This window comes from Photorhabdus sp. RM71S (assembly GCF_042879355.1).
Lineage (GTDB): Bacteria > Pseudomonadota > Gammaproteobacteria > Enterobacterales > Enterobacteriaceae > Photorhabdus > Photorhabdus kayaii.
Genome location: NZ_JBHFKV010000001.1, coordinates 163487 through 189162, shown reverse-complemented (window position 1 = coordinate 189162; position 25676 = coordinate 163487). Strand labels below are relative to the sequence as shown.

General features: G+C 39.0%; 25 protein-coding genes. 11 read left to right on the top strand and 14 right to left on the bottom strand.

All coding sequences use genetic code 11. The features are described from left to right. The first annotated feature begins 12 nt into the window (after positions 1–12). Complete coding sequence (zntB, locus tag ACGF5R_RS00770) at positions 13–996, top strand: zinc transporter ZntB (protein ID WP_387689258.1); 984 nt, start codon at positions 13–15, stop codon at positions 994–996. Positions 997–1472: 476 nt separating this feature from the next. Here the strand turns inward: zntB and ttcA are convergent, their stop codons facing one another. The 5 genes from ttcA to ACGF5R_RS00745 form a co-directional block, all read right to left on the bottom strand. After that, entirely contained in the window at positions 1473–2402 is a 930-nt protein-coding gene (gene ttcA / locus ACGF5R_RS00765; RefSeq protein ID WP_262980047.1) for a tRNA 2-thiocytidine(32) synthetase TtcA, read from the bottom strand. A gap of 1392 nt (positions 2403–3794) precedes the next feature. Continuing rightward, positions 3795–4199, bottom strand: a complete 405-nt coding sequence (locus ACGF5R_RS00760) for a hypothetical protein (RefSeq protein WP_387689255.1) — start codon at positions 4197–4199, stop codon at positions 3795–3797. Positions 4200–4570: 371 nt separating this feature from the next. Continuing rightward, complete coding sequence (locus tag ACGF5R_RS00755) at positions 4571–4978, bottom strand: hypothetical protein (protein WP_112875803.1); 408 nt, start codon at positions 4976–4978, stop codon at positions 4571–4573. Between the two features lies 1 nt (position 4979). Continuing rightward, positions 4980–5501, bottom strand: coding sequence for a hypothetical protein (locus tag ACGF5R_RS00750; RefSeq protein WP_387689252.1), 522 nt, complete (start codon positions 5499–5501; stop codon positions 4980–4982). Continuing rightward, positions 5494–5982 (bottom strand): hypothetical protein, encoded by a 489-nt coding sequence (locus ACGF5R_RS00745; protein WP_387689249.1) that lies wholly within the window; start codon positions 5980–5982, stop codon positions 5494–5496. The genes ACGF5R_RS00750 and ACGF5R_RS00745 overlap by 8 nt, the downstream gene beginning before the upstream one ends. Before the next feature lie 378 nt (positions 5983–6360). Between ACGF5R_RS00745 and tssD the strand changes: the two genes are divergently transcribed. Then, positions 6361–6600 (top strand): type VI secretion system tube protein TssD, encoded by a 240-nt coding sequence (gene tssD / locus ACGF5R_RS00740; protein WP_112875805.1) that lies wholly within the window; start codon positions 6361–6363, stop codon positions 6598–6600. A gap of 46 nt (positions 6601–6646) precedes the next feature. Here the strand turns inward: tssD and ACGF5R_RS00735 are convergent, their stop codons facing one another. Next, entirely contained in the window at positions 6647–7063 is a 417-nt protein-coding gene (locus tag ACGF5R_RS00735) for a hypothetical protein (protein ID WP_387689247.1), read from the bottom strand. A 469-nt stretch (positions 7064–7532) separates the two neighbouring features. Continuing rightward, on the bottom strand, positions 7533–8420 hold the full coding sequence (locus ACGF5R_RS00730; protein ID WP_146748303.1) for a hypothetical protein: 888 nt from the start codon (positions 8418–8420) through the stop codon (positions 7533–7535). Between the two features lie 505 nt (positions 8421–8925). Here ACGF5R_RS00730 and ACGF5R_RS00725 point away from each other — a divergent pair. The 3 genes from ACGF5R_RS00725 (at position 8926) to ACGF5R_RS00715 (ending at position 10861) form a co-directional block, all read left to right on the top strand. Then, entirely contained in the window at positions 8926–9405 is a 480-nt protein-coding gene (locus tag ACGF5R_RS00725) for an Hcp family type VI secretion system effector (protein WP_112875811.1), read from the top strand. 722 nt (positions 9406–10127) lie between these two features. Then, positions 10128–10505 carry an SMR family transporter gene (locus tag ACGF5R_RS00720; RefSeq protein WP_339366754.1) on the top strand — a complete coding sequence of 126 codons (378 nt, stop codon included), beginning with the start codon at positions 10128–10130 and terminating at the stop codon, positions 10503–10505. 53 nt (positions 10506–10558) lie between these two features. Next, a complete protein-coding gene (locus ACGF5R_RS00715; RefSeq protein WP_112875812.1) occupies positions 10559–10861 on the top strand; it encodes a DUF333 domain-containing protein in 303 nt (100 codons plus the stop codon). Positions 10862–11107: 246 nt separating this feature from the next. Here the strand turns inward: ACGF5R_RS00715 and dsbB are convergent, their stop codons facing one another. Then, positions 11108–11617: a disulfide bond formation protein DsbB gene (dsbB, locus tag ACGF5R_RS00710; protein WP_387689244.1), complete on the bottom strand. Its 510-nt coding sequence runs from the start codon at positions 11615–11617 to the stop codon at positions 11108–11110. A 153-nt stretch (positions 11618–11770) separates the two neighbouring features. Next, positions 11771–13318, bottom strand: a complete 1548-nt coding sequence (gene nhaB / locus ACGF5R_RS00705; protein WP_387689241.1) for a sodium/proton antiporter NhaB — start codon at positions 13316–13318, stop codon at positions 11771–11773. 347 nt (positions 13319–13665) lie between these two features. Between nhaB and fadR the strand changes: the two genes are divergently transcribed. The 4 genes from fadR to ACGF5R_RS00685 all read left to right on the top strand — a co-directional run bounded on the left by fadR (position 13666) and on the right by ACGF5R_RS00685 (position 18428). Continuing rightward, positions 13666–14385, top strand: a complete 720-nt coding sequence (fadR, locus tag ACGF5R_RS00700) for a fatty acid metabolism transcriptional regulator FadR (protein WP_112875815.1) — start codon at positions 13666–13668, stop codon at positions 14383–14385. 523 nt (positions 14386–14908) lie between these two features. Beyond that, positions 14909–16219 carry a D-amino acid dehydrogenase gene (locus ACGF5R_RS00695; RefSeq protein ID WP_112875816.1) on the top strand — a complete coding sequence of 437 codons (1311 nt, stop codon included), beginning with the start codon at positions 14909–14911 and terminating at the stop codon, positions 16217–16219. Between the two features lie 6 nt (positions 16220–16225). Continuing rightward, positions 16226–17350: a catabolic alanine racemase DadX gene (dadX, locus tag ACGF5R_RS00690; RefSeq protein WP_387689238.1), complete on the top strand. Its 1125-nt coding sequence runs from the start codon at positions 16226–16228 to the stop codon at positions 17348–17350. Positions 17351–17675: 325 nt separating this feature from the next. Next, on the top strand, positions 17676–18428 hold the full coding sequence (locus ACGF5R_RS00685; protein WP_387689235.1) for a MipA/OmpV family protein: 753 nt from the start codon (positions 17676–17678) through the stop codon (positions 18426–18428). 80 nt (positions 18429–18508) lie between these two features. Here the strand turns inward: ACGF5R_RS00685 and ACGF5R_RS00680 are convergent, their stop codons facing one another. Together ACGF5R_RS00680 and gapA are read right to left on the bottom strand one after the other, a co-directional pair. Then, the gene (locus tag ACGF5R_RS00680) at positions 18509–19387 is read right to left on the bottom strand and encodes a D-hexose-6-phosphate mutarotase (protein ID WP_387689231.1); all 879 of its coding nucleotides are present in this window, start codon (positions 19385–19387) and stop codon (positions 18509–18511) included. Between the two features lie 128 nt (positions 19388–19515). Then, positions 19516–20511 (bottom strand): glyceraldehyde-3-phosphate dehydrogenase, encoded by a 996-nt coding sequence (gene gapA, locus ACGF5R_RS00675; RefSeq protein WP_112875820.1) that lies wholly within the window; start codon positions 20509–20511, stop codon positions 19516–19518. A 468-nt stretch (positions 20512–20979) separates the two neighbouring features. Between gapA and msrB the strand changes: the two genes are divergently transcribed. Together msrB and ACGF5R_RS00665 are read left to right on the top strand one after the other, a co-directional pair. Continuing rightward, entirely contained in the window at positions 20980–21390 is a 411-nt protein-coding gene (msrB, locus tag ACGF5R_RS00670) for a peptide-methionine (R)-S-oxide reductase MsrB (RefSeq protein WP_112875821.1), read from the top strand. 82 nt (positions 21391–21472) lie between these two features. Beyond that, positions 21473–21742: a YeaC family protein gene (locus ACGF5R_RS00665; RefSeq protein ID WP_112875822.1), complete on the top strand. Its 270-nt coding sequence runs from the start codon at positions 21473–21475 to the stop codon at positions 21740–21742. A 63-nt stretch (positions 21743–21805) separates the two neighbouring features. On the opposite strand, the gene pncA is transcribed toward ACGF5R_RS00665, so the two are convergent. From pncA to sppA, 3 genes are all read right to left on the bottom strand, one after another. Beyond that, positions 21806–22444, bottom strand: a complete 639-nt coding sequence (gene pncA / locus ACGF5R_RS00660; protein ID WP_112875823.1) for a bifunctional nicotinamidase/pyrazinamidase — start codon at positions 22442–22444, stop codon at positions 21806–21808. 12 nt (positions 22445–22456) lie between these two features. Further along, entirely contained in the window at positions 22457–23476 is a 1020-nt protein-coding gene (ansA, locus tag ACGF5R_RS00655) for an asparaginase (RefSeq protein ID WP_112875824.1), read from the bottom strand. Between the two features lie 248 nt (positions 23477–23724). Continuing rightward, positions 23725–25590: a signal peptide peptidase SppA gene (gene sppA, locus ACGF5R_RS00650; protein ID WP_112875825.1), complete on the bottom strand. Its 1866-nt coding sequence runs from the start codon at positions 25588–25590 to the stop codon at positions 23725–23727. Positions 25591–25676: the final 86 nt, after the last annotated feature.

Below are 25676 nucleotides of genomic sequence, written 5' to 3'. Positions count from 1 at the left end.
AAGGAGCTGGATGTGGAGACCATTTATGGTTCATCATTGAAAGAGGCTGATGCAGTCTATGCTTGTCAGTTTGATGGTCAAGGCGGCATGACGCCGATTGACATGAATGGATTAGCCACACCAGCTCAACCTTTCTGGCAACATCTGGATTACCACAATCCCAAAAGTTATCGCTGGATAATGGACACGGATCTGTTACCAGAAACAGTCAAAAAGGGGCTGGCCGGAGAGAGTTTTAGACCAAAAATAGTTCGTACCGGAGATGGTACGATGATCACGCTGCGGACAATTAATAGCAATAAAAGTGAACGTCCCGATCAACTGGTAACGTTCCGTATTTATATTAATGCTGAAATTATCGTTTCCAGTCGCCATCGTAAAGTTCATTCACTTGAACAGGTACTGAGTGATTTACAGAATGGGATAGGCGCGAAAACGACCGGGCACTGGTTGGTTGAAATAGCTGATGCAATAACCGATGAAGTGGGTAATTTTATTGAAGATCTTCATGACAACCTTATTGAGCTTGAGAATATGATTCTTGAGCAACGGATACCGGGGCGGGGTGGGTTGGCTTTACTGCGTAAACAATTGATTATTCTGCGCCGTTATATGGCTCCTCAAAGAGATGTATTTGCTCGTCTTGCCAATGAAAGATTACTCTGGATGAGTGATGAAGATCGTCATCGAATGCAGGAAATAGCTGACCGCTTGGGAAGAGAGTTGGATGATTTGGATGGTTGTATTGCTCGCACAGCGATTATTTCAGATGAAATTACATCTATGATGGCGGATGCGATGAACCGTCGTACTTATACTATGTCATTATTTGCCATGATTTTTTTACCGACAACATTCCTGACTGGATTATTTGGTGTCAACCTTGGCGGTATTCCTGGTAATGAAAACCATCTGGGTTTTAGTATTTTTTGTTTGCTGTTATTGGGATTGATTATATTTGTTGCCTGGTGGTTAAAAAGAAGTAAATGGCTATGAAAATTAAATAGTTATTTGGAGATATGAAACATAACTACGGAGAAGTGTTACTAAAACTAGCCCTTAATTTGAGATATATCAATATTCACCAGTCGTCATTGAGGCATGATAACTCTCGCAGGTGAAAACAACGTTAAGCGATGAACGTTGTTCTCCGTAATTGTAGTTTTTCTCACATAAGTCTTTATACAGAATAATTGCCCATTCTTGTGCCGATATTAATTTCTAATGTCGGCTTTTTTTATTTTTCATTTGTTGCTTTAGGAAAATAAATAAAAATCAAGACGAAAGTGAAAGAGAAGCAGAAATTAACGCTCTGAGATATATCCAGAGCGGTATGGTTAAGAATATACCCGTCATCTTTCAAGTTGCCTCTTTGTTGGCTGCACTCACTCACCCCGGTCACATAGTTATCTATGCTCCCGGGGATTCACTCCCTTGCCGTCGCGATGCATCTTGAAATCCATAGGGTATAACTATTTGACTTCAATGATATCCAGCCGTTCTGATTGATAATCGGGTTGATCTTCTATATCAACAACGGGTTGTATGGGTAATTCTTCGCGGTCAAAAGCGAGATCTCCGCCATCAATCACTTCGTTGCCGTGAGTGATATTTTTAAAATTGAATAGATTAAAATCGCTGAGATGCGATGGAACGACATTTTGTACCGCACGAAACATGGTTTCAATTCTGCCCGGATAACGCTTATCCCATTCCCGTAACATATCCTTGATAACTTGACGTTGCAGGTTGGGTTGTGAACCACAGAGATTACAAGGAATGATTGGGAATGCTTTGGCGGTTGCATAGCGCTCAATATCTTTCTCACGGCAATAGGCAAGAGGGCGAATGACAATATGTTTACCATCATCACTCATCAACTTTGGCGGCATACCTTTTAGTTTGCCACCGTAAAACATGTTGAGAAATAAAGTTTGCAAAATATCATCACGATGATGGCCTAATGCAATTTTCGTTGCGCCCAACTCAGTGGCTGTACGATATAAGATGCCACGGCGTAGACGCGAACAGAGTGAACACGTTGTTTTACCTTCGGGTATTTTCTCTTTCACTATGCCATAAGTATTTTCTTCGACAATTTTATATTCGACACCCAGTTCATCCAGATAAGCGGGAAGGATATGCTCAGGAAAACCGGGTTGTTTCTGATCCAGATTAACTGCAACAAGTGAAAAATTAACCGGAGCACTTTTTTGCAGATTTTGCAGGATAGATAGCAGGGTATAGCTGTCTTTACCACCAGAAAGGCAGACCATAATACGATCGCCTTCCTCAATCATATTGAAATCAGCGATTGCTTGACCGACATCACGGCGTAAACGCTTTTGTAATTTGTTCAGATTATATTGTTGTTTCTGATCCACCACGGACACTCTGTAGATAATGTTTAAATGGGATTTAGGGGGTGGAGTATACCATTTTTATTACCTGACACCTTAAAAGAGTTTGCGATAGATTCCGCTCATTTTTACCTGTTAATGCTAGTGAATTGATAGCTTTTTCTGTTGTCGAAGATGAAGAGCGTGCATACTCTGGATTCTATTGGTAACCGGTGTCAGAATGGAGATGAAAATCAAATTATGGTGTTGCAATTCAATCATGGTTTAACTGTTATTTAGATCGAGCTTCTTGATTTAGTACAATGAATAAAGTTTTTGAATCAAGGCTATTATTGTTGCTGTAAAACTAGGGATAGCTGGTTGTTAAATTTGTTGAACTAGGGGTTCAATCGAACTATTATCACGTTAGATGATATAAATTTATATCATGTTAAATGACATCAATTTGATAAAAAACCAGTGAGCCATGTACCCATGACAAATGGGGTTGTTATTATGTGAACCTTTATTGGTATCTGCTGAATAAGAGAGGGGGAGATGATGAAAAGATTTATTTGTGATGAATTCGAATGGGTTTGACCATTAAAATAGTAAAATATACAGGTAATGGACAGGTTAAGCGAAAAGCGGAGCAGAGCCTCCGCTCATTTTTTTACCGATTAGCAATTGGTAAAAAATAAAGCAATTTGAAATTGATCATAAACACCCAAAAAACGGTCCAGTTTTACACCTGCTGATAAATAAGGTCCTTTTTCTATATATGATTCAATAATTTCATCCATCTTACTCTGATTTGTTTTATAAATAACTATTGATACAACTAAGAAAATAAAATATAAAAAATAAGCATGATGACAAGAGTTGATCTTTTCATGCTATTGGTATTTTAATTAATAGGATGTGTTTTATGTATTCGTCAAACACTTGTATAACAAGATAAGTATACTGCTTAAGGTGAATGAAAATATAGAAATAGAAAACAAAAAATAATATATAATCATTATTGAAGAAAGTTTTTTAGGTATACTCTTTGCAAACTCATATGCTTCTTCCGGTATGGAATTACCTATATAAGCACGAGATATTATAGTCTTTCTTCTAGTTATTATCTGGTAGAAGAAACAGGATAGATAATAACTGCCAAAAAACCAGAAAACGATATTATATATATAATTTGTGGTATAAAAAATCCTTTTTGTGTATATTTTTCTCTGATTTATTCGAAGGATGATTTCTTTATCCCATAAAAAAAGAATAAAAATAGTAGCAAAAACAGACTAACTAAAAATAAAGAAATCATGAGAAAGTTAATTGTATTAATTAAGATATTCATGTTATTCACTTACTATTTTGTCGATTAAAAACTCTCCTGCGGTGCTTCCGGCAACTCCACCTACTACACTACCGACAGCCACGCATATCCATTTAGCACGATTAATAATCTTTTTGAATTAAGATTATTATTGTTGATATGAGAGAAAATGCTGCACCTATATAAGTGGTAATGATGCATGTTTTCATCCAATTCGTTAAACTGGAGGGTAGATTTTGAATAAAGTTATAAGATTCTTGGTGCATATATTTACTATCAGGCTGATTTATCTTCATTTTTTTTCCAGTTAACAACCTGTAGAAGAACAAAACGACGTGAATCTGATCACGCATCCTTCCGAAGCGTTGTATCATTATGCCTGTTGGTAAATAAAGTCCTTCTTCTATATATAATTCAATAATTTTATCCATCTTTTTTTGATTTGTTTTGTAAATGGCTATTGATATAATCAAAAATAAAAGAGATAAAAAAAGACATATTGTCATTATCAAATCTAACATGTTCATAATTAATTTCCTATAAACAAATCTACAATAAATTCCTCGGTTTTCTCAAATCCATAGCTGCCTGTAGCCTTTCTAATTAAGAATTCTTCTGAAAAATTCCTAATTAAAGAACGGCAAGATATATTTGTCATATGTAAGAAATACTATCCCAATAGTGAAAAATAATAAACTGATTAAGAGATAATAACAATAAGAGGAATTATCCTGTGCATATTAATCTCCGGAAAAAGATTTGCCCATTTATTTTCTATTTTTATTCCCAATATGACCTCCAAATCTTATCGCGTATTTTTAGTTAGGTTTAAATTTAAATGTATTTTTCAAATAAGAACATTGCCATTGATATAAAGAGGAATATTCCACCTATATAGTTAAACGTATTTTTGAAATAAGTATATTGCCATTGATATAATGAAGGATGCAACACTTATATTGATGGTAATGAAACATGCTTTTATCCAGTGAGTTAAATTGGGGGGTAAATTTTGAATAAAATCGTAAGACTCTTTTGGCATATATTTACTATTAGGTTTATTTATTCTTATTCTTTTTCCTGTTAATAATCTATAGAAAAATGCGGCAGTATAAAATTGACCGTGAATACCCATAAAATGCCCTATATATGCTCCTGATGATAAACAAAACCCTTTTTCCATATATAATTCAATAATTTTATCCATCTTTTTTTGATTTATTTTGTAAATAGCTGCTGATATAATGAAAAAACCAATAAAAGAAGCGCAAGAAATAAGTAAAATGATAAAAGTGACTCTATTCATATTAAAACCCCATTGAATATTCAACAATAAATTCGAGGAACAATTCTCCTCCTTTGCTGCCAATATAACCACCGGCAAGACCGCCGCCTGCCATGCAAAGTCCGGCAGTTAAGCCATCAGTTACAGCACCAAGAGCAACACATGCTGCGCCCGCGGCAATTCCACCAGCATACGCAAAACCTGCTCCTCCTCCTGTCCTACCAGCAAATTTACTATATTCCTTGATAGCCACTTTTTCACATTTCCCTGTTTGCCCATAATTACAGGCATCAATAACCTGCCCGGTGGTATCAATAAAATCCAGGCCAATGGCAATTCGGCCACCATATTTCATCCATTTGACCATTTTGGCACTGCGGGTAACTATATGACTATATCCCTTTATTGCGCCAACCCCGACTTTATCCCATTGGTGAGCAATGGCTTTGGTTGATAACTTTAGCGCGTGTTTTAAATTAGGATGTTGGTCGATTTTCAAAGAGAGTCGGCCAACTTTATTCAATAATTTCTTTAGGTTACCCATAATCAGTTGTCTTTCTACATAAAACTCGGGACTGGCATATTTTCGGTTTAGCCCATTTAGCCGATATTCTTTTTGATAAAGTTCCTGTAATTTTTTCAAATTTTTTTTTAATTTGGGAGAAATAAGTGTCACCCAGAGATGAAGCGGTACCAATCAAAGTTCCTCCCTGATCCAGCACATAGTGAAACAGACCAAAATGACGATGCAAAAATGCCGCGTATTCATTGGGTAAAGTTGAAATGGATCGGTTTACTTCATACTGAGATTGCTTTAATAGCTGTATTATGTGTGGCGGATTATAGGAATCTGGATCTGCAACCAGCAGGATTTGTCCCGGTTTCAGGGATCGGTAATTTGAATTTAATGCCATAAAATAGCGGGCCGCTTCGCTATTTGAATGGCTGAATAACAGACTTGCTTGAAAACTCAATCCTCCAGGTTGCTGTACGACACAGAAACCGGGTTGAATGTTCCTTTTCATAATACTCTATTTGTTCCTGTGGTAGCTTTTAACATGTTGGTTCAACGTTAGGTAACATAACTTAATCAGATAATCGGATTATCTTCAATATGTAGATAAATGGGTTGCTAATCTCTACAGAGTGAGAATTCATGGGAGGTATGATGTATAAATTCAATTTGATTTTGTTTGTTGATATTGATTAATTTACGGTTTTTTCTATGCTAAAGGATAGTAATAGTGGAAGAGATTTATTTATATATTTGGTCTGACTACAAGCCTCCAATATTTACATTTATATAAGATACTTAACGATTCATTACAATTATTTTATTGAAATTAAAGGAAAATAGCTCAGAATGAGAAATTTAATATAAGGTAAATTAATTAAGGTGTAGTATGGAAAATATGATTTATGTGACGATAAAAGGCGAAAATCAAGGGCTTATTTCTCAAGGATGTTCAACTTTAGATTCTATTGGTAATCGGTATCAGAATGGATTTGAAAATAAAATTATGGTGTTGCAATTTAATCATGGGCTGACAGTTGCTCAGCATGTCAATTATCAGCAGGTAAACTTCATTAAATTATTAGATAAATCTTCTCCATTGCTAATGATAGCGGATGCTAACACGTGAAAAACTGGAACTGATATTCAATGTTTATTGAAACTCTTAAATAGGTTTAGCACGAGTAATAATCTTTTTGAATTAAGATTATTATTGTTGATATGAGAAAAAATGCTATACCTATATAAGTGGTAATGATATATATTTTTATCCAATGCGTTAAGCTGGAGGGTAGATTTTGAATAAAGTCATAAGATTCTTGGTGCATATATTTGCTATCAGGATGATTTGTTTTCATTTTTTTTCCAGTTAACAACCTGTAGAAAAACATAACGACTTGAAACTGATCACGCATCTTTCCGAAGCGTTGTATTGTTATTCCTATTGGTAAATAAAATCCTTCTTCTATATATAATTCAATGATCTTGTCCATCTTTCTTTGGTTTATTTTATAAATGGCTATTGATACAACTAAGAAAATAATAAATAAAATATAAAAAATAAGCATGATGGCAATAGTTGATCTGTTCATGTTAATTTCCTATTGGTATTTTAATTAATAGGGTGTGTTTTATGTATTCGTTAAATACTTGTATAACAAGATAAGTATACTGCTTAAGGTGAATGAAAATATGGAAATAGAAAATAAATAATAATATATAATTATTATTGAAGCAAGTTTTTTAGGTATACTGTTTGCAAACTCATATGCTTCTTCCGGTATGGAATTACCTATATAAGCACGAGATATTATAGTCTTTTTTTTGGTTATTATTTGGTAAAAGAAACAGGACAAATAATAACTACCATAAAAACCAGAAAACGATATTACATATATAATTTGTGGTATAAAAAATCCTTTTTGTGTATATTTTTCTCTGATTTCTGCGAAGAATGCTTTCTTTATCCCATAAAAAAAGAATAAAAATAGTAGCAAAAACAGACTAACTAAAAATAAAGAAATCATGAGAAAGTTAATTGTATTAATTAGGATACTCATGTTATTCACTTACTATTTTATCGATTAAAAACTCTCCTGCGGTGCTTCCAGCAACTCCACCTACTACACTACCGACAGCTACGCATATCCATCCAACGGCGCCTCCGGCAGGAGCTGATGCTATACCCAATGCTAGACAAATTTCACCTGCTGCTGTTCCAGCACCTATTCCCCCTATAATTCCTCCTCCAGTTCTCCCAGCAAATTTACTATATTCTTTGATAGCTACTTTCTCACATTTCCCTGTTTGCCCATAATTACAGGCATCAATAACTTGCCCGGTGGTATCAGTAAAATCTAAGCCGATTGCAACCCAGCCACCATATTTCATCCATTTAACCATTTTTTCACTTTGCATAATTGTTTGACTATATCCCTTTATTGCGCCAACTCCGACTTTATCCCATTGATGAGCAATGGCTTTAGTTGATAACTTTAGCGCATGCTTTAGATTAGGATGTTGGTCGATTTTCAAAGAGAGTCGGCCAACTTTATTCAATAATCCCTTTAGGTTACCCATAATCAATTGTCTTTCTACATAAAACTCGGGACTGACATATTTTCGGTTTAGCCCATTTAGCCGATATTCTTTTTGATAAAGCTTCTGTAATTTTGACAGATTTTTTTTAATTTGGGAGAAATAAGAGTTACCCAGAGATGAAGCGGTACCAACCAAAGTTCCTCCCTGATCCAGCACATAGTGAAACAGACCAAAATGACGATGCAAAAATGCCGCGTATTCATTGGGTAAACTTGAAATGGATCGGTTTACTTCATACTGAGATTGCTTTAATAGCTGTATTATGTGTGGCGGATTATAGGAATCTGGATCTGCAACCAGCAGGATTTGTCCCGGTTGCAGGAATCGGTAATTTGCATTTAATGCCATAAAATACCGGGCCGCTTCGCTATTTGAATGGCTGAATAACAGACTTGCCTGAAAACTCAATCCTCCAGGTTGCTGTACGACACAGAAACCGGGTTGAATGTTTCTTTTCATAATACTCTATTTGTTCCTGTGGTAGCTTTTAACATGTTGGCCTGACGTTAGATGACATAACTTAATCAGATAATCGGATTATCTTCAACATATAGCAAACGGGTTTCTAATCTCTACGGAGTAAGAATTTATAGGGGGTTAAGTGATGTATAAATTCAATCTGGTTTTGTCTGGTAATATTGATTAATTTACGTTTTTTTCTTTACTAAAGGATAGAAATAGTGATGAAAATTTTTTATTATCTTTGGCCTGACTACGAGCCTTCAATATTTACATTTATATAAGATACTTAACGATTCATTACAATTCTCTTATTGAAATCGAAGAAAAATAACTCAAAATGGGGAATTGAACATAAGGTAAATTAATTAAGGTAAGTTAATTAAGGTGTAATATGGCAAATATGATTTATGTGACGATAAAAGGTGAATCTCAGGGGCTTATTTCTCAAGGATGTTCAACTTTAGATTCTATTGGTAACCGGTATCAGAATGGATTTGAAAATAAAATTATGGTGTTGCAATTCAATCATGGTTTGACTGTCGCTCAGCATGTCAATTATCAGCCGGTAAACTTTATTAAATTATTAGATAAATCTTCCCCATTGCTAATGATAGCGGCTGCTAACCGTGAAAAGCTGGAACTGACATTTGATATTTATCGGACCTCTTCAATAGGTTCACAAGAACTTTTTTATTCTATCTTGCTCACTGGGACAAGAATTTGTGATTTAAATGTTAATTATCCGCATGTTATTAATGATAATAATGGTCAGCCGGAGGAGGTTGTTTCAGTTCAGTATGCTAATATTACTTGTCGACATCATATGGCGGGAACATCAGGATATCTCATTTGGGATGAGATGGTTTATTGATAAATACAGTTTATACGCTTATATTTTTGTTGGAATGTAAGTGTATTTTTCAAATAACTACATTGCCATTGATATAAAAAAGCGTGTCCCACCTATATTAATGGTAATGAAATATATTTTTATTCAATGAATTAAACTGGAAGATAAACTTTGCATAAAACTGTAAGATTATTGGTGCATGTATTTATTATCAGGTTAATTTTTTCCAGTTAATAGCATGTATATAATTCAATGATTTTATTGATGTTACGCTAATTTATCTTGTAAATAGCGACTAATCCTCTGGGTTGTTGTACGATACAGAAACTGGGTTGAATGTTTCTTTTCATATACTCTATTTGCTTCCGTAGTGGTGTTTAACATGTTGACTCAACGTTGGACAACGTAACTTTCTTATCATTTCATCACCATCATTGCTTAATCAAATGATAAGATTATTTTTATCTTATAAATGTACACGTTTTTAATTCTACAGTGCTATGTTTTCTTACAAATCCTAAAGGTTATCGTACGAATGATTCTGATCTAAATCTCAAAGCTGGAACCTATCGTTAGCACTTTTCCATATTCTCTGTAAAATCTCCCCAGCGATTTTCCTGCCTGAGCGGTACTTCTTGAACTGGGGGTAAATAAGGTTTGAATTGGATTTAAGGAACGAAATATATCAATTTTGTTACGTTACACCTTAAAGCGTTTGTGATAGATTCAATCCGTTTTTGTCTATTAATTTTGGTCGCTTTGTTTTTTCTACTATAGAGAGTAAGGATATGAATGGATTTGTATATTTAGCAATGGCAATTGTTGCTGAGGTTATAGCAACGGCTTCGTTAAAAGCCTCTGATGGGTTCAGTAAATTATTCCCGTCTATACTGGTCATTGTTGGATACGGCATCGCTTTCTGGGGGCTATCCCAGGTGGTCAAAGTTGTGCCACTAGGAATTGCTTACGCCATATGGTCTGGCTTGGGTATTGTGCTGGTTTCTGTTGCCGCGATATTTTTATATCAGCAGAAGCTGGATTGGGCGGCTATTTTAGGTATGGCTCTTATTGTTGCCGGTGTGATGGTAATAAATCTGCTTTCTAACAGCAGTGCACATTAATTAACAATTAACGGTGTTCCTGTTTTCCCTGAATCGTTTTCTGGAGAAAAAATATGTTAAATGCCAGTAATAAGAAAGGATTCCAGATAGTCTTATTAGGCGTGTTCTTGGGCATTGCTGTATTAGCGGGTTGCAGTAGCCAGGCAGGGAAAACATCTACCCTATATCAAGGGATACAATACTCTCAATCGGAAGTTGTTCTTAGAGATAATGTTAGAGCAATCTGTCTTTATGCAGGTGGTCTGCCTGCATTAGCAATACAATTAAATGGGGCGCAAATACCTGTTTGCCAGTTGGCAAATGGTAAGCGTTGTGATGAAAGGGCATTATTGCAGGGTTCCTGTGCATCAATTTGAGGTAGAAATTAAGCAAGCAGGAACATGCCGTTCGGATATCCGGTTATAGGCAACCTTAGGCATGATTCTGCGACTATACCCGTTATCTTTCAAGTTGCCTCTTTGTTGGCTGCACTCGTTCACCCCGGTCACATAGTTTGCTATGCTCCCGGGGATTCACTCCCTTGCCGTCGCGATGCATCTTGAAATCCATAGGGTATATATTTGATTCATAAGACAATCATTTTCACCTGTCTGAGTTGGTAGTTATTTACGAATAAAAAATTGGCTGATTAATACGAGCGTAGCAATAACCAGATAAGCGGCAAAAATACCCACCAGCCATTGTGGCATCTCTAATGTCAGGAATTGCCACTGTCTTACTGAACAATCACCTGTAGCTTCGAATACAGAAGGAAGCCATTGGTTTAACGCCAACCATGAAGGGAAGTTTACGAAGAAATCACAGGTATTAAATGGAGAAGGGTGCAACTGCATCATAGTATGTTCCCATGCGAGTTGCAGGCCACTCCAGGCACTGTAGGCCCACAAAATAATAGCCAGCCAGCGTAACGGCGTTTTTGGTGCGATTACACCTAATATCCCAGCGCCCAACACACCAAACAGAGCAACCCGTTCATAAATACACATCACGCAGGGTTGTAATTTCATCGTATGTTGAAAATATAATGCCGAGCTTTCTAGTATCAGGGCTGTCAAAATCATTAACAGCCATGCGCTTCGTCCTTGAGAACAGTGGTTCAAAAATCGCATCATTTCCGTTTTTCCATGCAGATTAAGATAAACAATTGAGCGCCTATTTTGCCGATTTACAGGTAACAAAAAAAGTCAATTAAGGTCAATCTGGCTTTTTCGAGGAAAAATAAAACCGTATTGAGCGTAATCATTGCTCAATACGGCATTGGTTGGTTATGGCAAAGCAATTAAGCCCCAATGAACCATCATGTCAGTGACTGGAATTAGCAGAAATTCTACACACAGCAAACCGACCAGCGTCATGACAATGGTATAAGGTAATGCCATTATCACCATGCGGCCATAAGATAAACGAATCAATGGTGATAATGTCGAAGTCAACAAGAACAGAAATGCGGCTTGTCCGTTAGGTGTTGCAACGGAAGGCAGGTTAGTGCCGGTATTAATCGCAACAGCCAGATATTCAAATTGTTTATGTGAAATCAGGCCCTCTTGCATAGCAGCTCTTGCTTCATTGATATAAACCGTACCGACAAACACGTTATCTGATACTGATGAAAGCAGGCCATTAAACAGATAGAACAGGGAAAGTTGAGAAGTTTCAGAAACCTGTAATACGAATTGAATAAATGGCGTAAACAGTTGTTGGTCAACGATGACTGCAACGATAGAGAAGAAAACTGTCAGTAATGCCGTGAATGGTAGTGCCTCTTCAAATGCTTTACCCAGTGCATGTTCTTCAGTAATGCCACAGAACGACGTGGTTAGAATGATGACTGAAAGGCCAATTAGACCAACTTCTGCCAGATGAAATGCCAGCGCGACAATGAGCCATATACCTATTAGCGCTTGAGCAATAAGCTGTGCTTTTTCTTTACGTGTTCGTTTTGCGCTGGTTTTTTTATCGTAATCTTCCAATACCTGTCGGACGCGTTCTGGCAATTCTGTACCATAACCGAACAATTTAAAGTGTTCGACCAGAAAACAGACTAGCAGCCCGCAGAGAAAGACAGGTAGGGTAATTGGCGCCATGCGAATAAAGAAGGTGACAAAATCCCAATTAACGTTTTTGGCGATAATCAGATTTTGTGGTTCTCCTACCATCGTCATTACACCACCGAGTGCAGTACCTATACCTGCATGCATCATCAGACTGCGCAAAAAAGCGCGAAACTGTTCAAGAGTTTGTTTCTTTTTTGCTATATCAATATCATTTTCATATTTAGCGTTAATTACATCATGCTGATCCGTAATGAAGTTGTTGTAGATAGAGTAGAAACCAAGGGAAACACTAATAACTACCGCGATAACGGTCAGGGCATCAAGAAATGCTGACAGGAATGCGCTGGCTAGGCAGAATGCTAAGGCAAGCATACGCTTAGATTTTATGGAGAGCAGGAGTTTAGTGAAAGCAAATAATAGTAATTGCTTCATAAAGTAAATTCCTGCGACCATAAATATCAGCAACAGTACAACTTCCAAGTTATTAGCAATTTCATGACCAACTTGTTGAGGTGAGGTCATGCCGATAATGACCGCTTCAATTGCTAACAGGCCACCCGGTTGTAGCGGGTAACATTTAAGTGCCATTGCTAAAGTAAAGATAAATTCGATAACAAGCAGCCAGCCTGCGACAAATGGATTAATAAAGAAGAATATTAATGGGTTGGTGATGAGAAAGATGATGATAGCGAGCTTATACCAATCTGGCGAGTTGCCGAGAAAGTTTTTTACCGCTGTTTTTAGGATACTGGTTTCCATTGCAATTAAAGTTCCTCTAAATTCGTAAAATTGTGTTCTTTAAACAATAATACGCTTTAATACAGAATGTTTTAAGGGAAATGAGGTATAATTAAGCATTAGTACGCTTTTTTTCATGGTCGCCTTTACGCTTTCTAGACTACATATACCCAATGGATTTCAAGATGCATCGCGACGGCAAGGGAGTGAATCCCCGGGAGCATAGCAAACTATGTGACCGGGGTGAGCGAGTGCAGCCAACAAAGAGGCAACTTGAAAGATAACGGGTATAGCTATATTGAAGTTGCGTATTCTGATATAATTTCATCTATTATTAGTTGAAAAAATCACGTTGGAATAATAAAAATATGGTCATTAAGGCTCAAAGTCCCGCAGGTTTTGCGGAAGAGTATATTATTGAGAGTATATGGAACGGCCGTTTTCCTCCAGGCTCCATTCTTCCGGCAGAACGTGAATTATCTGAGTTAATTGGTGTGACAAGGACCACCCTGCGTGAAGTATTGCAGCGTTTGGCACGTGATGGATGGTTAACAATTCAGCATGGCAAACCAACAAAAGTGAATAACTTTTGGGAAACATCGGGTCTTAATATTTTAGAGACTCTGGCCCGTCTTGATCACGATCGCGTTCCTGAGTTGATTGATAACCTACTGGCGGTGAGAACGAATATTGCGGCGATATTTATTCGCACGGCTTTTAAGCATAATCCGGGGAAATCATTGGAAGTACTGGCAGAAAAAGAGCATGTGGAAGATAACTCAGATTCATTTAGTATGCTAGATTATGATATTTTCCGTGGTTTAGCTTTTGCTTCAGGTAATCCAATTTACGGCCTTATTATCAATGGGTTGAAAGGGTTATATACCCGTATAGGGCGTTATTACTTCTCTAATCCTGAGGCGCGTAAATTGGCGCTGAATTTTTATCAGCAACTGGTGATATTATGTCGTGATAAATCTTACGATAACGTCATGGAATGTGTACGTAACTATGGTAAAGATAGCGGTGTCATTTGGCACAGTATGCAAAGTACGATGCCAAGTGATTTGTCTGAAGTGCGTCGCTGATATCTCGTTAGTATTTTTACTTAATTCCAGGCCTTATCCGATCTAGTAGTTTCAAATCAAAATTATTTTGAATTGACCCGGTGCAGAATGCTTTGTACCGGGCGTTTTGTTTCTTTTTTCTCATTCAATCTCAAGCTAATCGTTAATGTCTCTATTTCAGAATGTTATTCTGATTTTTTGGTTTTTATTTGGGTTTTTATTTCGATTAATTGATGGTTATTGGTATCTTGTGGTTGTTTAATTGATTCATTTTTTTCACCGAAAAACTCAGAATAATGACTTGATATGAAATAATTAGCATGTGGTTCATATCGTCATTATTATCTTAATTTTATGATTTTAATATTAATTTTCATAAGTTGGGTATGTATAAATCACAAATAAGTCTGTTGCATAAATGTAATCTAATTGTGACCTAAATCATAAATGTAGATTATTGACGTGACCGATGATTGTTCTATATTGGTTTTTTATAATCAGCATATTATGCTTGCCTAAAATTTTAAATCGTCCGGGGGCCATGATGAGAATCCTTGTTTTAGGTAGTGGTGTTATTGGTGTAACCAGTGCCTGGTATTTGGTACAGCAAGGTCATGAAGTCACTGTCATTGATCGCCAGGGAAGTGCTGCTGAAGAAACCAGTGCGGCTAATGCCGGGCAGATCTCGCCGGGATACGCGACCCCATGGGGAGCGCCGGGTATTCCATTGAAAGCGATTAAATGGATGTTTCAACGTCATGCTCCATTGGCTATTCGCCCGGATGGATCGCTGTTTCAGTTACGCTGGATGTGGCAGATGCTGCGTAATTGTGATGCAAGTCACTATGCGATAAATAAGAGCCGGATGGTACGACTGGCAGAGTACAGTCGTGACTGTATCAAACAATTGAGGGCAGATACGGGTATTCAATACGAAGGGCGGCAGGGGGGCACGCTTCAGTTATTCCGCACCAATAAGCAGTTTGATAATGCCGTGAATGACATCGCCGTTCTTGAACAGGAAGGTGTTCCTTACAATTTATTAACGGCAGATAAGCTAGCGACAGTAGAGCCGGCATTAGCACATGTCGCTTACAAACTGACGGGGGGCTTACAATTACCGAACGACGAAACGGGTGATTGTCAGCTTTTTACTAAAGAGTTGGCAAAAATGGCAGAAGCGGCAGGCGTAACGTTTCTGTTTAATAAACAGGTCAAACAGTTATTGGTGGAAGGGCATCGGATTACCGGCGTCCAGTGCGAAGATGGTGTTATGACAGCAGACAACTATGTTGTTGCAATGGGCGCTTATTCCACTGAATTACTGAAAGGTCTTGTCAAAATTCCAGTATATCCACTGAAAGGTTATTCATTAACTATGCCTATTGTCGATGCACAACGGGCTCCGGTATCTACTGCATTGGATGAAACATACAAAATTGCGATTACCCGGTTTGATAACCGTATTCGTGTGGGTGGAATGGCAGAAGTTGTCGGTTTCAATTTGAATCTGCTTAAAGCACGTTATGAAACATTGAAAATGGTGGTGCAAGACCTTTATCCAGGCGGTGGCGATATTACTCAGACTCATTTTTGGACAGGATTACGTCCAATGACACCAGATGGTACGCCAATTGTTGGTCCGACTGAATATCACAATCTCTATCTAAATACCGGGCATGGTACATTGGGATGGACAATGGCATGCGGTTCTAGTCAGTTACTGGCTGATATTATTTCGGGTAAAAAGCCTGCCATTGCATCTGATGATTTATCAGTATTTCGTTATATTAATGGTTTTAATACAAAATTGGTGCCATTTAGCCATCAATTACACACTGAACTGAGAGGCTAATATAATATGCCACGTCCGATTTCGGCAACGATCCATCTTGATGCATTGGAAAATAATTTGGCGATTATTCGTAATAGGGTCGGTAATAGTAAAATTTGGGCGGTTGTTAAAGCAAATGCTTATGGGCATGGTTTGCGTTGTATATGGCGGCATCTCGATCAGGCTGATGGATTTGCTTTACTTGATTTTGATGAAGCGATTTTATTGCGGGAGCAGGGGTGGCAGGGGCCAATCTTGCTATTGGAAGGGTTTTTCAAACCCGAAGATTTGCCAATAATTGATGAATATCAGTTGACAACGGTAGTGCACAGCCATTGGCAACTTGAAGCAATAGAAGCGGCCAATTTGAGTAGACCCATCAATATTTATCTCAAACTCAATAGCGGTATGAATCGATTGGGATTTCCTGCGGATCAATATAGCGCGGTTTTATCATTAACAAGAGGTATCCGGCAAATTGGGAAAATAACATTAATGTCACATTTTGCGAATGCGGATAATAAGGAGATTGGCGTTACTGAACAACTTGACGTTATTAATTCGGTCAATCAGGAATTGGATATTTCTCAGTGTTTGGCTAATTCAGCTGCTTCTTTGTGGTATCCACAAACTCATAGAGATTGGGTACGTCCCGGTATCGTGCTTTATGGTGCCTCACCGAGTGGAAAGTGGAAAGATATTGCCGATATCGGGTTGAAAGCAGTGATGAGTCTGCAAAGTGAGATTATTGCTATTCAGAATCTCAAGGCAGGAGATAAAATTGGTTATGGCAGTAAATATACCGCGTCAGGCCCTATGCGAGTCGGTACCGTTGCCTGTGGTTATGCTGATGGTTATCCCCGTCGTGCAATGACAGGAACATCGATTATTGTTGATGGCGTTAAGACTCAAGTATTAGGTACAGTATCAATGGACATGTTGTCGGTGGATTTAACGCCTTGTCCGCAGGCCCAAATTGGTAGTTCTGTTGAATTGTGGGGGCAAAATTTGCCGGTGGATGATGTGGCGGAGAGCTCTGGAACAATTGGCTATGAATTATTGTGCGCATTGGCAGATCGGGTCCCGGTATCTATACCCAATGGATTTCAAGATGCATCGCGACGGCAAGGGAGAGAATCCCCGGGAGCATAGCAAACTATGTGACCGGGGTGAGCGAGTGCAGCCAACAAAGAGGCAACTTGAAAGATAACGGGTATATATGTCGTTAAATACCAGGTAGCGTGTTAAATAGTCGTTAGTTTCTGGTATTATTACAGGAAATAAGTTACCGTTTTCGCTAAATTAATATATCTTTGTTTTCTATAATCTGCCTATTTTTGTCAGAATAATTAGGCGGGTACTAAACATATCGTGCTTTTTAAGGCAAAATAGGACGTTATTACTTGGAAATAAGGGAGATGATCTTTTACACTTGATATAGCTAATCGCATAATTGTTTTAAAGGAAATAGTTAATCATGATCAACAAAGCTAAAGTTTTAGCCACAGTCGTCACTTTTTGTCTTTCTTCATCTTTGGCTTATGCGGGGCAGTGGTCAATTGGTGCCTCTGTTTTGGCTGAGGCATCACCTTATAAAGGGGTAAAGAATAAAGATAAAGTGTTGTTTGTTCCAGTGGTTAATTATGAAAGTGACAATTTCTATTTTCATACTTTAGCCGCTGGGTATTATTTGTGGAATGAACCAAAAGATCAGCTATCTTTAGATGTCTATTACTATCCTCAAAATTTTCGCCCAAAAGATAATGAAGATAAGCAGATGAAAAAGCTGGATCGTCGCGATGATACCATGATGGGGGGTTTTAGCTATCGTCATATTGAAGATTGGGGAACGTTGCGTAGCTCTTTTGCTGCGGATACTTTGGGTAAAAGTAAAGGCATAACGATTGACCTGGCTTATTTATATGAATTTAAAAGTGATGATTGGTCATTACAACCAGGATTAGGTGTGGTTTGGAATAGTAAAAAACAAAATCGTTATGAATATGGTATTAAAGATAGTGAATCACGCCATAGCGGACTAGAAAAATATACGCCAGATGATAGTTGGACTCCCTATCTGGAATTATCTGCTAATTATAAATTTAACCAGGAATGGTCTGTATTTATGATGGGGCGCGTTGAGCGTTTACCGAGTGAAATTAAAGATAGCCCAATGGTTAATAAGTCATATTCAAGTATTGTTTGGACAGGTGTTACATATAGTTTTTAATTACTCACGGCGATAATATCGAATAGAGACTGAATTCATGGGATAGTATTCAGTCTTTTTAATGTGAATGAGTGATATATTTATTGGTAGTCTTTCCGGCAACGGATTAACACCGAAATATGGGCTGGGCTATCATCTTTAGAGATTAGTGGCTTATTGATGCGAGCTGTTTCTACACAAATCATATTTTTATAACCTTCATTGCACATATCTTTCATACTGTTTGACAATTGGGCACCTGGATTCCAGCATACAACATCACTGTGATGATAATGGTGAATTTCAATAGTCCGTTTCAGCGATTTATCCCTTATCAAATTGAAATTTTCCGGCTCGGTATAAATGCGATCAGTGCGACCATTGAAAATAAGATGCTCTGCTGTGATGTGTTGCTCTTTGTCAGCAACCGTATCAATAAAATGTTTACCTAAACCGCTAATCGAAACCTGATTAATATCGCCTATATTTAGATAAGTGTGCAGGGCACAAGTTGCTTGATAATCACCATAGGTTTCTAGCTCCACTTCACAGGTTTCACACAGTTTGAAACGGGCAATCAAGGTAAAGTCATAAGGCCACAATTTATGGGTATATTCATTGTCTTTCAGTGTGAAAGTTAATATGACGCCATTTTCATGTTCATTATGTGCGCTAAATTCCCAGGGAAGAATTCTGGCAAAGCCATGACTTGGTGCTCTTGAGACACCAAACCAAGGCCAACAAATAGGTATACCACCGCGGATAGCGGTACCTGCTGCAAATGCGGTTTTCTTGCTCAGCCATAACCCCGGTTCTTCACCACTGGGTTGCCAGGCGATAAGGTGCGCCCCTTGTAAGCTGATTGCACCACGAACTTTAGGATGAGAGACGACTATCAGTGGAAAGCCATCTATATTTCGTTGACTAATAGCAGGAGAAATCTGTTCTGCAACCGGTAATGAAAAGATTTTATCGTTCATCCGTATAACCTTGTAGAACCAAAGCCGGGCTAATGGCAATAGCCCAAGAATAACGCATGTTGTACACAGATTGAAACAAAAGAGCTGCCGGGGGAAGGCAGCTCTTTTCAGACAAAGTAATTACTCAGTTATTTGGAGATATGAGCAATCAGATCCAGAACTTTGTTAGAGTAACCGGTTTCGTTGTCGTACCAGGAAACCAGTTTTACAAAGTTGTCGTTCAGAGCGATACCTGCTTTTGCGTCAAATACAGAAGTCAGTTTTTCGCCATTGAAATCGTTAGATACGACATCATCTTCGGTGTAACCCAGAACGCCTTTCAGTTCACCTTCAGCCGCATCTTTGATTGCATCGCAGATTTGTTGATAAGTAGCTGGTTTTTCCAGACGTACAGTCAGGTCAACAACAGATACGTTAGGAGTAGGAACGCGGAAAGCCATGCCAGTCAGCTTACCATTTAGTTCAGGGATAACTTTACCCACAGCTTTAGCTGCGCCGGTAGATGATGGGATAATATTCTGAGCAGCGCCACGACCACCACGCCAATCTTTCGCAGAAGGACCGTCAACTGTTTTCTGAGTTGCTGTTGTTGCGTGAACAGTGGTCATCAGACCTTCAACAATGCGGAATTTATCATTGATAACTTTAGCCAGCGGTGCCAGACAGTTAGTGGTACAGGAAGCATTGGAAACGATCTCCTGGCCTGCATAAGTTTTGTGATTAACTCCCATAACAAACATAGGCGTGTCATCTTTGGATGGGCCGGTCAGAACAACTTTTTTCGCACCAGCGGCAATGTGCTTACGTGCAGTTTCGTCAGTCAGGAAGATACCTGTTGCTTCTGCAACAACATCAACACCTACTTCATTCCATTTCAGGTTAGCTGGATCTCTTTCTGCTGTAACGCGGATAGCTTTGCCGTTAACAATCAGGCGGCCGTCTTTTACTTCAACAGTGCCGTTGAAGCGACCGTGAGTTGAATCGTATTTCAGCATGTAAGCCATGTATTCGGCGTCGAGCAAATCGTTGATTGCAACGATTTCGATGTCTGAACGTTCTTGTGCAGCACGGAAAACAATACGGCCAATACGACCAAAACCGTTGATACCTACTTTGATAGTCATAGTGTTCCACCAGCTATTTTTTAGTGAATTAAAAATTATTACTAAAGTTACCAAAACCTTGCCAGCCGTCAAGCGGAATCGTGTCAATAGCTGAAAAACATTAGCTTTGAGTTCATCATTTAGACGCTTGTTATAGGGTACTGGCAATCGAGCCGCCCATCATTATCAAGGTGCAGACAGATATTGAAAGTTAATTGGTTAGATATGCGAGTCACATCACAAATAGTAGGATATACCCGTTATCTTTCAAGTTGCCTCTTTGTTGGCTGCACTCACTCACCCCGGTCACATAGTTATCTATGCTCCCGGGGATTCGCTCCCTTGCCGTCGCGATCCATCTTGAAATCCATGGGGTATAGACAGATTCAGTTAACCACTTAAAATAAATTCCACTGATATAATGTTAATTTTTTGTTATTATTAATCAATTTTATTGAGAACATGAGTCTTATTATTAAGGTGGTCGTTATGACTAAGAATCCTGATGTTTCCCTTTATAAAGAACTAACTGATATTCAGCGTCACGTAACCCAGAATGCCGGGACAGAGCCGCCATTTTCAGGGAAATTGCTACATAATAAGAAAAGTGGCGTGTATCATTGTTTGTGCTGCGAGCAGCCGTTATTTATGTCCGACACTAAATTTGATTCTGGTTGTGGCTGGCCGAGTTTTTACCAGCCTGCCACTCATGATGCAGTGCAGTATCTTGATGATGATAGTCACAATATGCATCGTATTGAGGTTCGTTGCGGTCATTGTAACGCTCATTTGGGGCATGTGTTCCCTGATGGACCGCAGCCGACAGGAGAGCGTTTTTGTATCAACTCGGTTGCATTAAGCTTTACTGATGAAAATACAGGCGAAAAAACAGTAGGTTAATCGTTTTTATTATTGCGGGCATAATCTTAGTTTACGTAAAAAATCGTTTCAGCTAATTCTGGAAAATAATGAGGAAATATCAATGGAACTGGATGATCTGTTATCTGTAATGACACCAGAAATATATCAACGCTTGGTTCAGGCAGTAGAACTGGGTAAATGGCAGGATGGTGTGCCTTTAACGGTAGAGCAGAAAGAGCATAGTTTGCAAATGATTATGCTATGGCAATCAAGGCATAACCATGATCCGCAGCATATGACGATTGGTACTGATGGTCAGTTGGTGATGAAGAGTAAACAAGAACTGAAAGCGATCTTTCAGTCTAAAATGGTGGCAACATTCAAGCCATAATCTTTGGCAAATTAGATATGAAAAGGCTGAGTGTGTAAGACTCAGCCTGACCTTGGATTGATATCAGAGAAGAGCATCTTCTAGTTGATCAAGTTCTATCAATATAGCGCCTTGCTCTTTTAGCTCTTTGAAGGCTGATTGGCTATCATTTGGACTAAGGTTAACCCCTCGACAGCCATCCGTAATGACCCAGGTTTCATAACCTAATGCCAGCGCATCTAGCGCGGTAAATTTCACACAATAGTCAGTGGCAATCCCAATAATAAACAGGCGTTCAATTTGCTGTGTTTGTAACCAGTCATCAAGTCGGGTTTTATTCTGATGGCCGTTGTCAAAGAAAGCACTGTAACTATCGATCTGTGGATTTTCTCCTTTGTGGAAAATTTCAACAATTGCTTGCTTGTTTAGCTGTGGATGGAAATCAGCGCCATGCTGACTTTGAACGCAGTGTACCGGCCACCATACTTGTGGAATACCGTTTAATAGACCGATATTGCCGATCTTCTGGCCGGAATTTACGGCAAAGCTCATATGTTCAGCAGGATGCCAGTCTTGGCTGGCAATAATGCTGATATTGTGTTTCAGACAAATAGCAATCGCCTGATTTGCCGCAGCAATGACTTGTTCACTCTCTTCTACGGCTAAAGCACCGCCGGTACAGAAGTCGTTCTGTAGATCAATAAGTAATAGGGTCGTTTTCATCTCTTTCCTTGATTATTTATCAGCATAACTTAATTCACCACGTAAATTTTGTTGCATTAAATAACGAATTTTTTCATTGCCATAGGGTTGACTGAGTAAATAGTGCAACTTGGTTAAAGTTGCTTCAAAAGTCATATCGTAGCCGCTTATCACCCCCGCTTCAGCCAGAGCATGGCCCGTTGCATACCCTTCCATATTTACTCGGCCAGAAATGCATTGAGTCAAATTAACGACCACGATCCCTCTCTCTGTTGCCTGTTTTAGCTCTTTTAATAATTCAGGGTGTTGAGGTGCGTTTCCGACGCCATATGAGCGCAGGATGAGAGCCTTAACTGGTTGCATCAAAATATTATTCACAATCTGACTGGAAAGGCCGGGATAAATGGTGATTACGCCAATGGGCTGAGGGGTAATCTGATGGGTAATAAATTTACCGTGACTAGCAAAGGTGGAATCTGTATTGAAGGTTTTAATATTAATACCGGCTTCCATTAATGGAGAACAGTTTGGTGAAGCAAAAGCATCGAAACCGTCGGCATGTGCTTTGACGGTCCGGTTCCCACGAAACAGTTTATTATTGAAAAACAGGCTGACCTCGTTAACCGGGTAATTAGCGGCAAGATAAAGCGCATTCAACAAGTTTGTCTGCCCATCAGAGCGCAGTGCTTCCAATGGGATTTGTGACCCGGTGACAATGACTGGTTTACCCAGATTCTCAAACATAAAGGAGAGGGCAGATGCCGTAAATGCCATTGTATCCGTGCCATGCAGGATCACGAACCCATCATAATCATGGTAATTTTCTCGGATATCATCAGCGATAAATTGCCAGTCTTCTGGAGTCATATCAGAAGAATCGATCAATGGTTGATGTTCACGGATGGTGAATGTCGGCATCTCCGGTCGATGAAATTCGGGCATCTTTGTTAATTGGCGTTGTAAATGCCCGGAAACGGGGATGTATCCCTGAGATGAGCGTTGCATCCCAATGGTTCCACCAGTATAGACGACATAAATAGATTTCTTCTGCATGACTGTACCCCATAAAAAGATCAGCAGGATTATAGGAGTATTGCAGAATAAAAAAAGCCTGACAGGGAATCTGTCAGGCTAAATTAATCGAGTTATTACTAGAATCATGCATTGTTATACCCGTTATCTTTCAAGTTGCCTCTTTGTTGGCTGCACTCGCTCACCCCGGTCACATCGTTACCTATGCTCCCGGGGATTTACTCCCTTGCCGTCGCGATGCATCTTGAAATCCATTGGGTATAGGTTGTTTAGCGAACATCTCCGCAATTTAAACAGAATGCATAACGATTTTGTGGATCATTCAGATGGCGATAGAACTCACTCTGTTGTTTCACTTCCTGAGCTACCTGCACCAATGGAGCGGGTAGCCAGGCTTGAACTGCTTCCGGCACGATAGCCTGTGCGGTTGTTGTCAACTGGTTCATCAGCAACTCACTGAATGACATTTCAGGTTGCATCCAGTCAAGCTCAGGGTTATCCAATTTCGCCAATTCAGCCGCTTTGGTGACCGCATCATCGAAATCCCCTAATTGGTCGACCAATCCATTGGTTTTCGCATCATTACCCGTCCACACATGCCCCTGAGCAATTTTATCGACTTCTTCACGTGTTTTATGGCGTGAAGCAGCAACAAGGCCAATAAAGTTGTTATAGCCGTTCTCAATATTAAGTTGCATCAGTGCTGAGAACTCTTTGCTGAGTCCTTTAGTAACAGAAATGCCCGCGAGTGGTGTGGTAGAAACGCCATCGGTGTGGATACCAATATGTTCCAGACTGTTTTCATAAGTGGTAATGACACCGAAGATACCGATAGAACCCGTCAACGTACTTTGGTTTGCGATGATGTAATTAGCCGGGGTAGAGATCCAATAGCCACCGGACGCGGCCATTCCCCCCATAGAAACCACCACAGGTTTATTCGTTGCACGTAGCGCAGCCAGTTCAGTGCGGATAACATCAGAAGCACTCACACTGCCACCAGGGCTGTTTACCCGCAGAATAACGGCTTTGATATTATCATCCAGACGAGCTTGACGGATTTGCGCGGCGGTCGTGTCACCGCCAACCATACCTTGAGTCTGCTGCCCATCGATGATTGCACCTTGTGCGACAATAACGGCGATATTACCTTTAGATGATAACCTGCCTTCTACTAATTGCGGTGCATAATCATAAATGCTGATAGCATTGAAGTGACGGTTTTTCTCGTCCCAACCAAAGGCTTTTGTCATATCATTTTCAATGACATTGCGTGGCGCAACATAATCGACCAGTTTGTATTTAAGTGCATATTGCGCATTGTCTCCGCCAACAGCACGTAAGTTAGCAATCATCTCATCAGCGCCTGGGAATACTTGATGAACAGAAAGCTTGCGGTTGGCAGCGACAGTATTGAGGTAGTTATCCCACAGACCGTTGATCCAACGGCTATCAGCTTCGCGGGCAGCGGGAGACATATCATCACGCATAACTGGTTCAACGGCTGATTTATACGTCCCGACACGGAAAATATGCGCGGTGACTTTCAGTGAATCCAACAGGGATTTGTAATACAGGTTATTGGTTGAATAGCCATAAAGGCCAACCGTTCCTTGTGGCGATAGATAGATTTTATCGGCAAAGGTAGCCAGATAATATTGTGATTGATTATAACTATCACTGATAGCATAAACCGGTTTACCGGAAGCTTTAAACTCATTAATTGCCTTACCGATATACTGCATAGATGGCTGGTCGGCGCCGATGAAATCATCAAGTTTCAGCACCAGACCGGTGATTTTGTTATCGGTTTTTGCTTGGCGAATGCTATCAATAATATCAAACAGGGAGTTTTCCTGGAATTTATTGCTGGATGTACCAAACAACTCACGGCCTAATTGAGTCAATGGAGTACGGCTGGAGACCTGATCCACAATGATACCGGTGAGATTGACATATAATGCTCCTTGATAACTATCTGCCGTTTTGTTTGTCTGTTGGTAAATCAGAAAACCACCAACCACAATCAGAATTAGCATGATAAAAATCAGGTTTGAAATGACTTCTCGAATAAAATTTAATAGTCGCCAACTCCATTTAAATAATCTTGCGATCAACTTCCATAAAATACGCATATCATCTCCAAAAATAGGATCAAGTGAAGCTATCCTAATGATCAGGCATGTAAATGTCAGCTTCAAATAGTGGCATATTGCCTGAA

Coding starts and splice junctions, on each gene's coding strand:
- ACGF5R_RS00760 (WP_387689255.1), bottom strand. CDS start 4,199: ATGAACATGTTAGATTTGATAATGACAATATGTCTTTTTTTATCTCTT.
- ACGF5R_RS00755 (WP_112875803.1), bottom strand. CDS start 4,978: ATGAATAGAGTCACTTTTATCATTTTACTTATTTCTTGCGCTTCTTTT.
- ACGF5R_RS00750 (WP_387689252.1), bottom strand. CDS start 5,501: ATGGGTAACCTAAAGAAATTATTGAATAAAGTTGGCCGACTCTCTTTG.
- ACGF5R_RS00745 (WP_387689249.1), bottom strand. CDS start 5,982: ATGAAAAGGAACATTCAACCCGGTTTCTGTGTCGTACAGCAACCTGGA.
- tssD (WP_112875805.1), top strand. CDS start 6,361: ATGGAAAATATGATTTATGTGACGATAAAAGGCGAAAATCAAGGGCTT.
- ACGF5R_RS00735 (WP_387689247.1), bottom strand. CDS start 7,063: ATGAACAGATCAACTATTGCCATCATGCTTATTTTTTATATTTTATTT.
- ACGF5R_RS00730 (WP_146748303.1), bottom strand. CDS start 8,420: ATGGCATTAAATGCAAATTACCGATTCCTGCAACCGGGACAAATCCTG.
- ACGF5R_RS00725 (WP_112875811.1), top strand. CDS start 8,926: ATGGCAAATATGATTTATGTGACGATAAAAGGTGAATCTCAGGGGCTT.
- ACGF5R_RS00715 (WP_112875812.1), top strand. CDS start 10,559: ATGTTAAATGCCAGTAATAAGAAAGGATTCCAGATAGTCTTATTAGGC.
- dsbB (WP_387689244.1), bottom strand. CDS start 11,617: ATGATGCGATTTTTGAACCACTGTTCTCAAGGACGAAGCGCATGGCTG.
- nhaB (WP_387689241.1), bottom strand. CDS start 13,318: ATGGAAACCAGTATCCTAAAAACAGCGGTAAAAAACTTTCTCGGCAAC.
- fadR (WP_112875815.1), top strand. CDS start 13,666: ATGGTCATTAAGGCTCAAAGTCCCGCAGGTTTTGCGGAAGAGTATATT.
- ACGF5R_RS00695 (WP_112875816.1), top strand. CDS start 14,909: ATGAGAATCCTTGTTTTAGGTAGTGGTGTTATTGGTGTAACCAGTGCC.
- dadX (WP_387689238.1), top strand. CDS start 16,226: ATGCCACGTCCGATTTCGGCAACGATCCATCTTGATGCATTGGAAAAT.
- ACGF5R_RS00685 (WP_387689235.1), top strand. CDS start 17,676: ATGATCAACAAAGCTAAAGTTTTAGCCACAGTCGTCACTTTTTGTCTT.
- ACGF5R_RS00680 (WP_387689231.1), bottom strand. CDS start 19,387: ATGAACGATAAAATCTTTTCATTACCGGTTGCAGAACAGATTTCTCCT.
- gapA (WP_112875820.1), bottom strand. CDS start 20,511: ATGACTATCAAAGTAGGTATCAACGGTTTTGGTCGTATTGGCCGTATT.
- msrB (WP_112875821.1), top strand. CDS start 20,980: ATGACTAAGAATCCTGATGTTTCCCTTTATAAAGAACTAACTGATATT.
- ACGF5R_RS00665 (WP_112875822.1), top strand. CDS start 21,473: ATGGAACTGGATGATCTGTTATCTGTAATGACACCAGAAATATATCAA.
- pncA (WP_112875823.1), bottom strand. CDS start 22,444: ATGAAAACGACCCTATTACTTATTGATCTACAGAACGACTTCTGTACC.
- ansA (WP_112875824.1), bottom strand. CDS start 23,476: ATGCAGAAGAAATCTATTTATGTCGTCTATACTGGTGGAACCATTGGG.
- sppA (WP_112875825.1), bottom strand. CDS start 25,590: ATGCGTATTTTATGGAAGTTGATCGCAAGATTATTTAAATGGAGTTGG.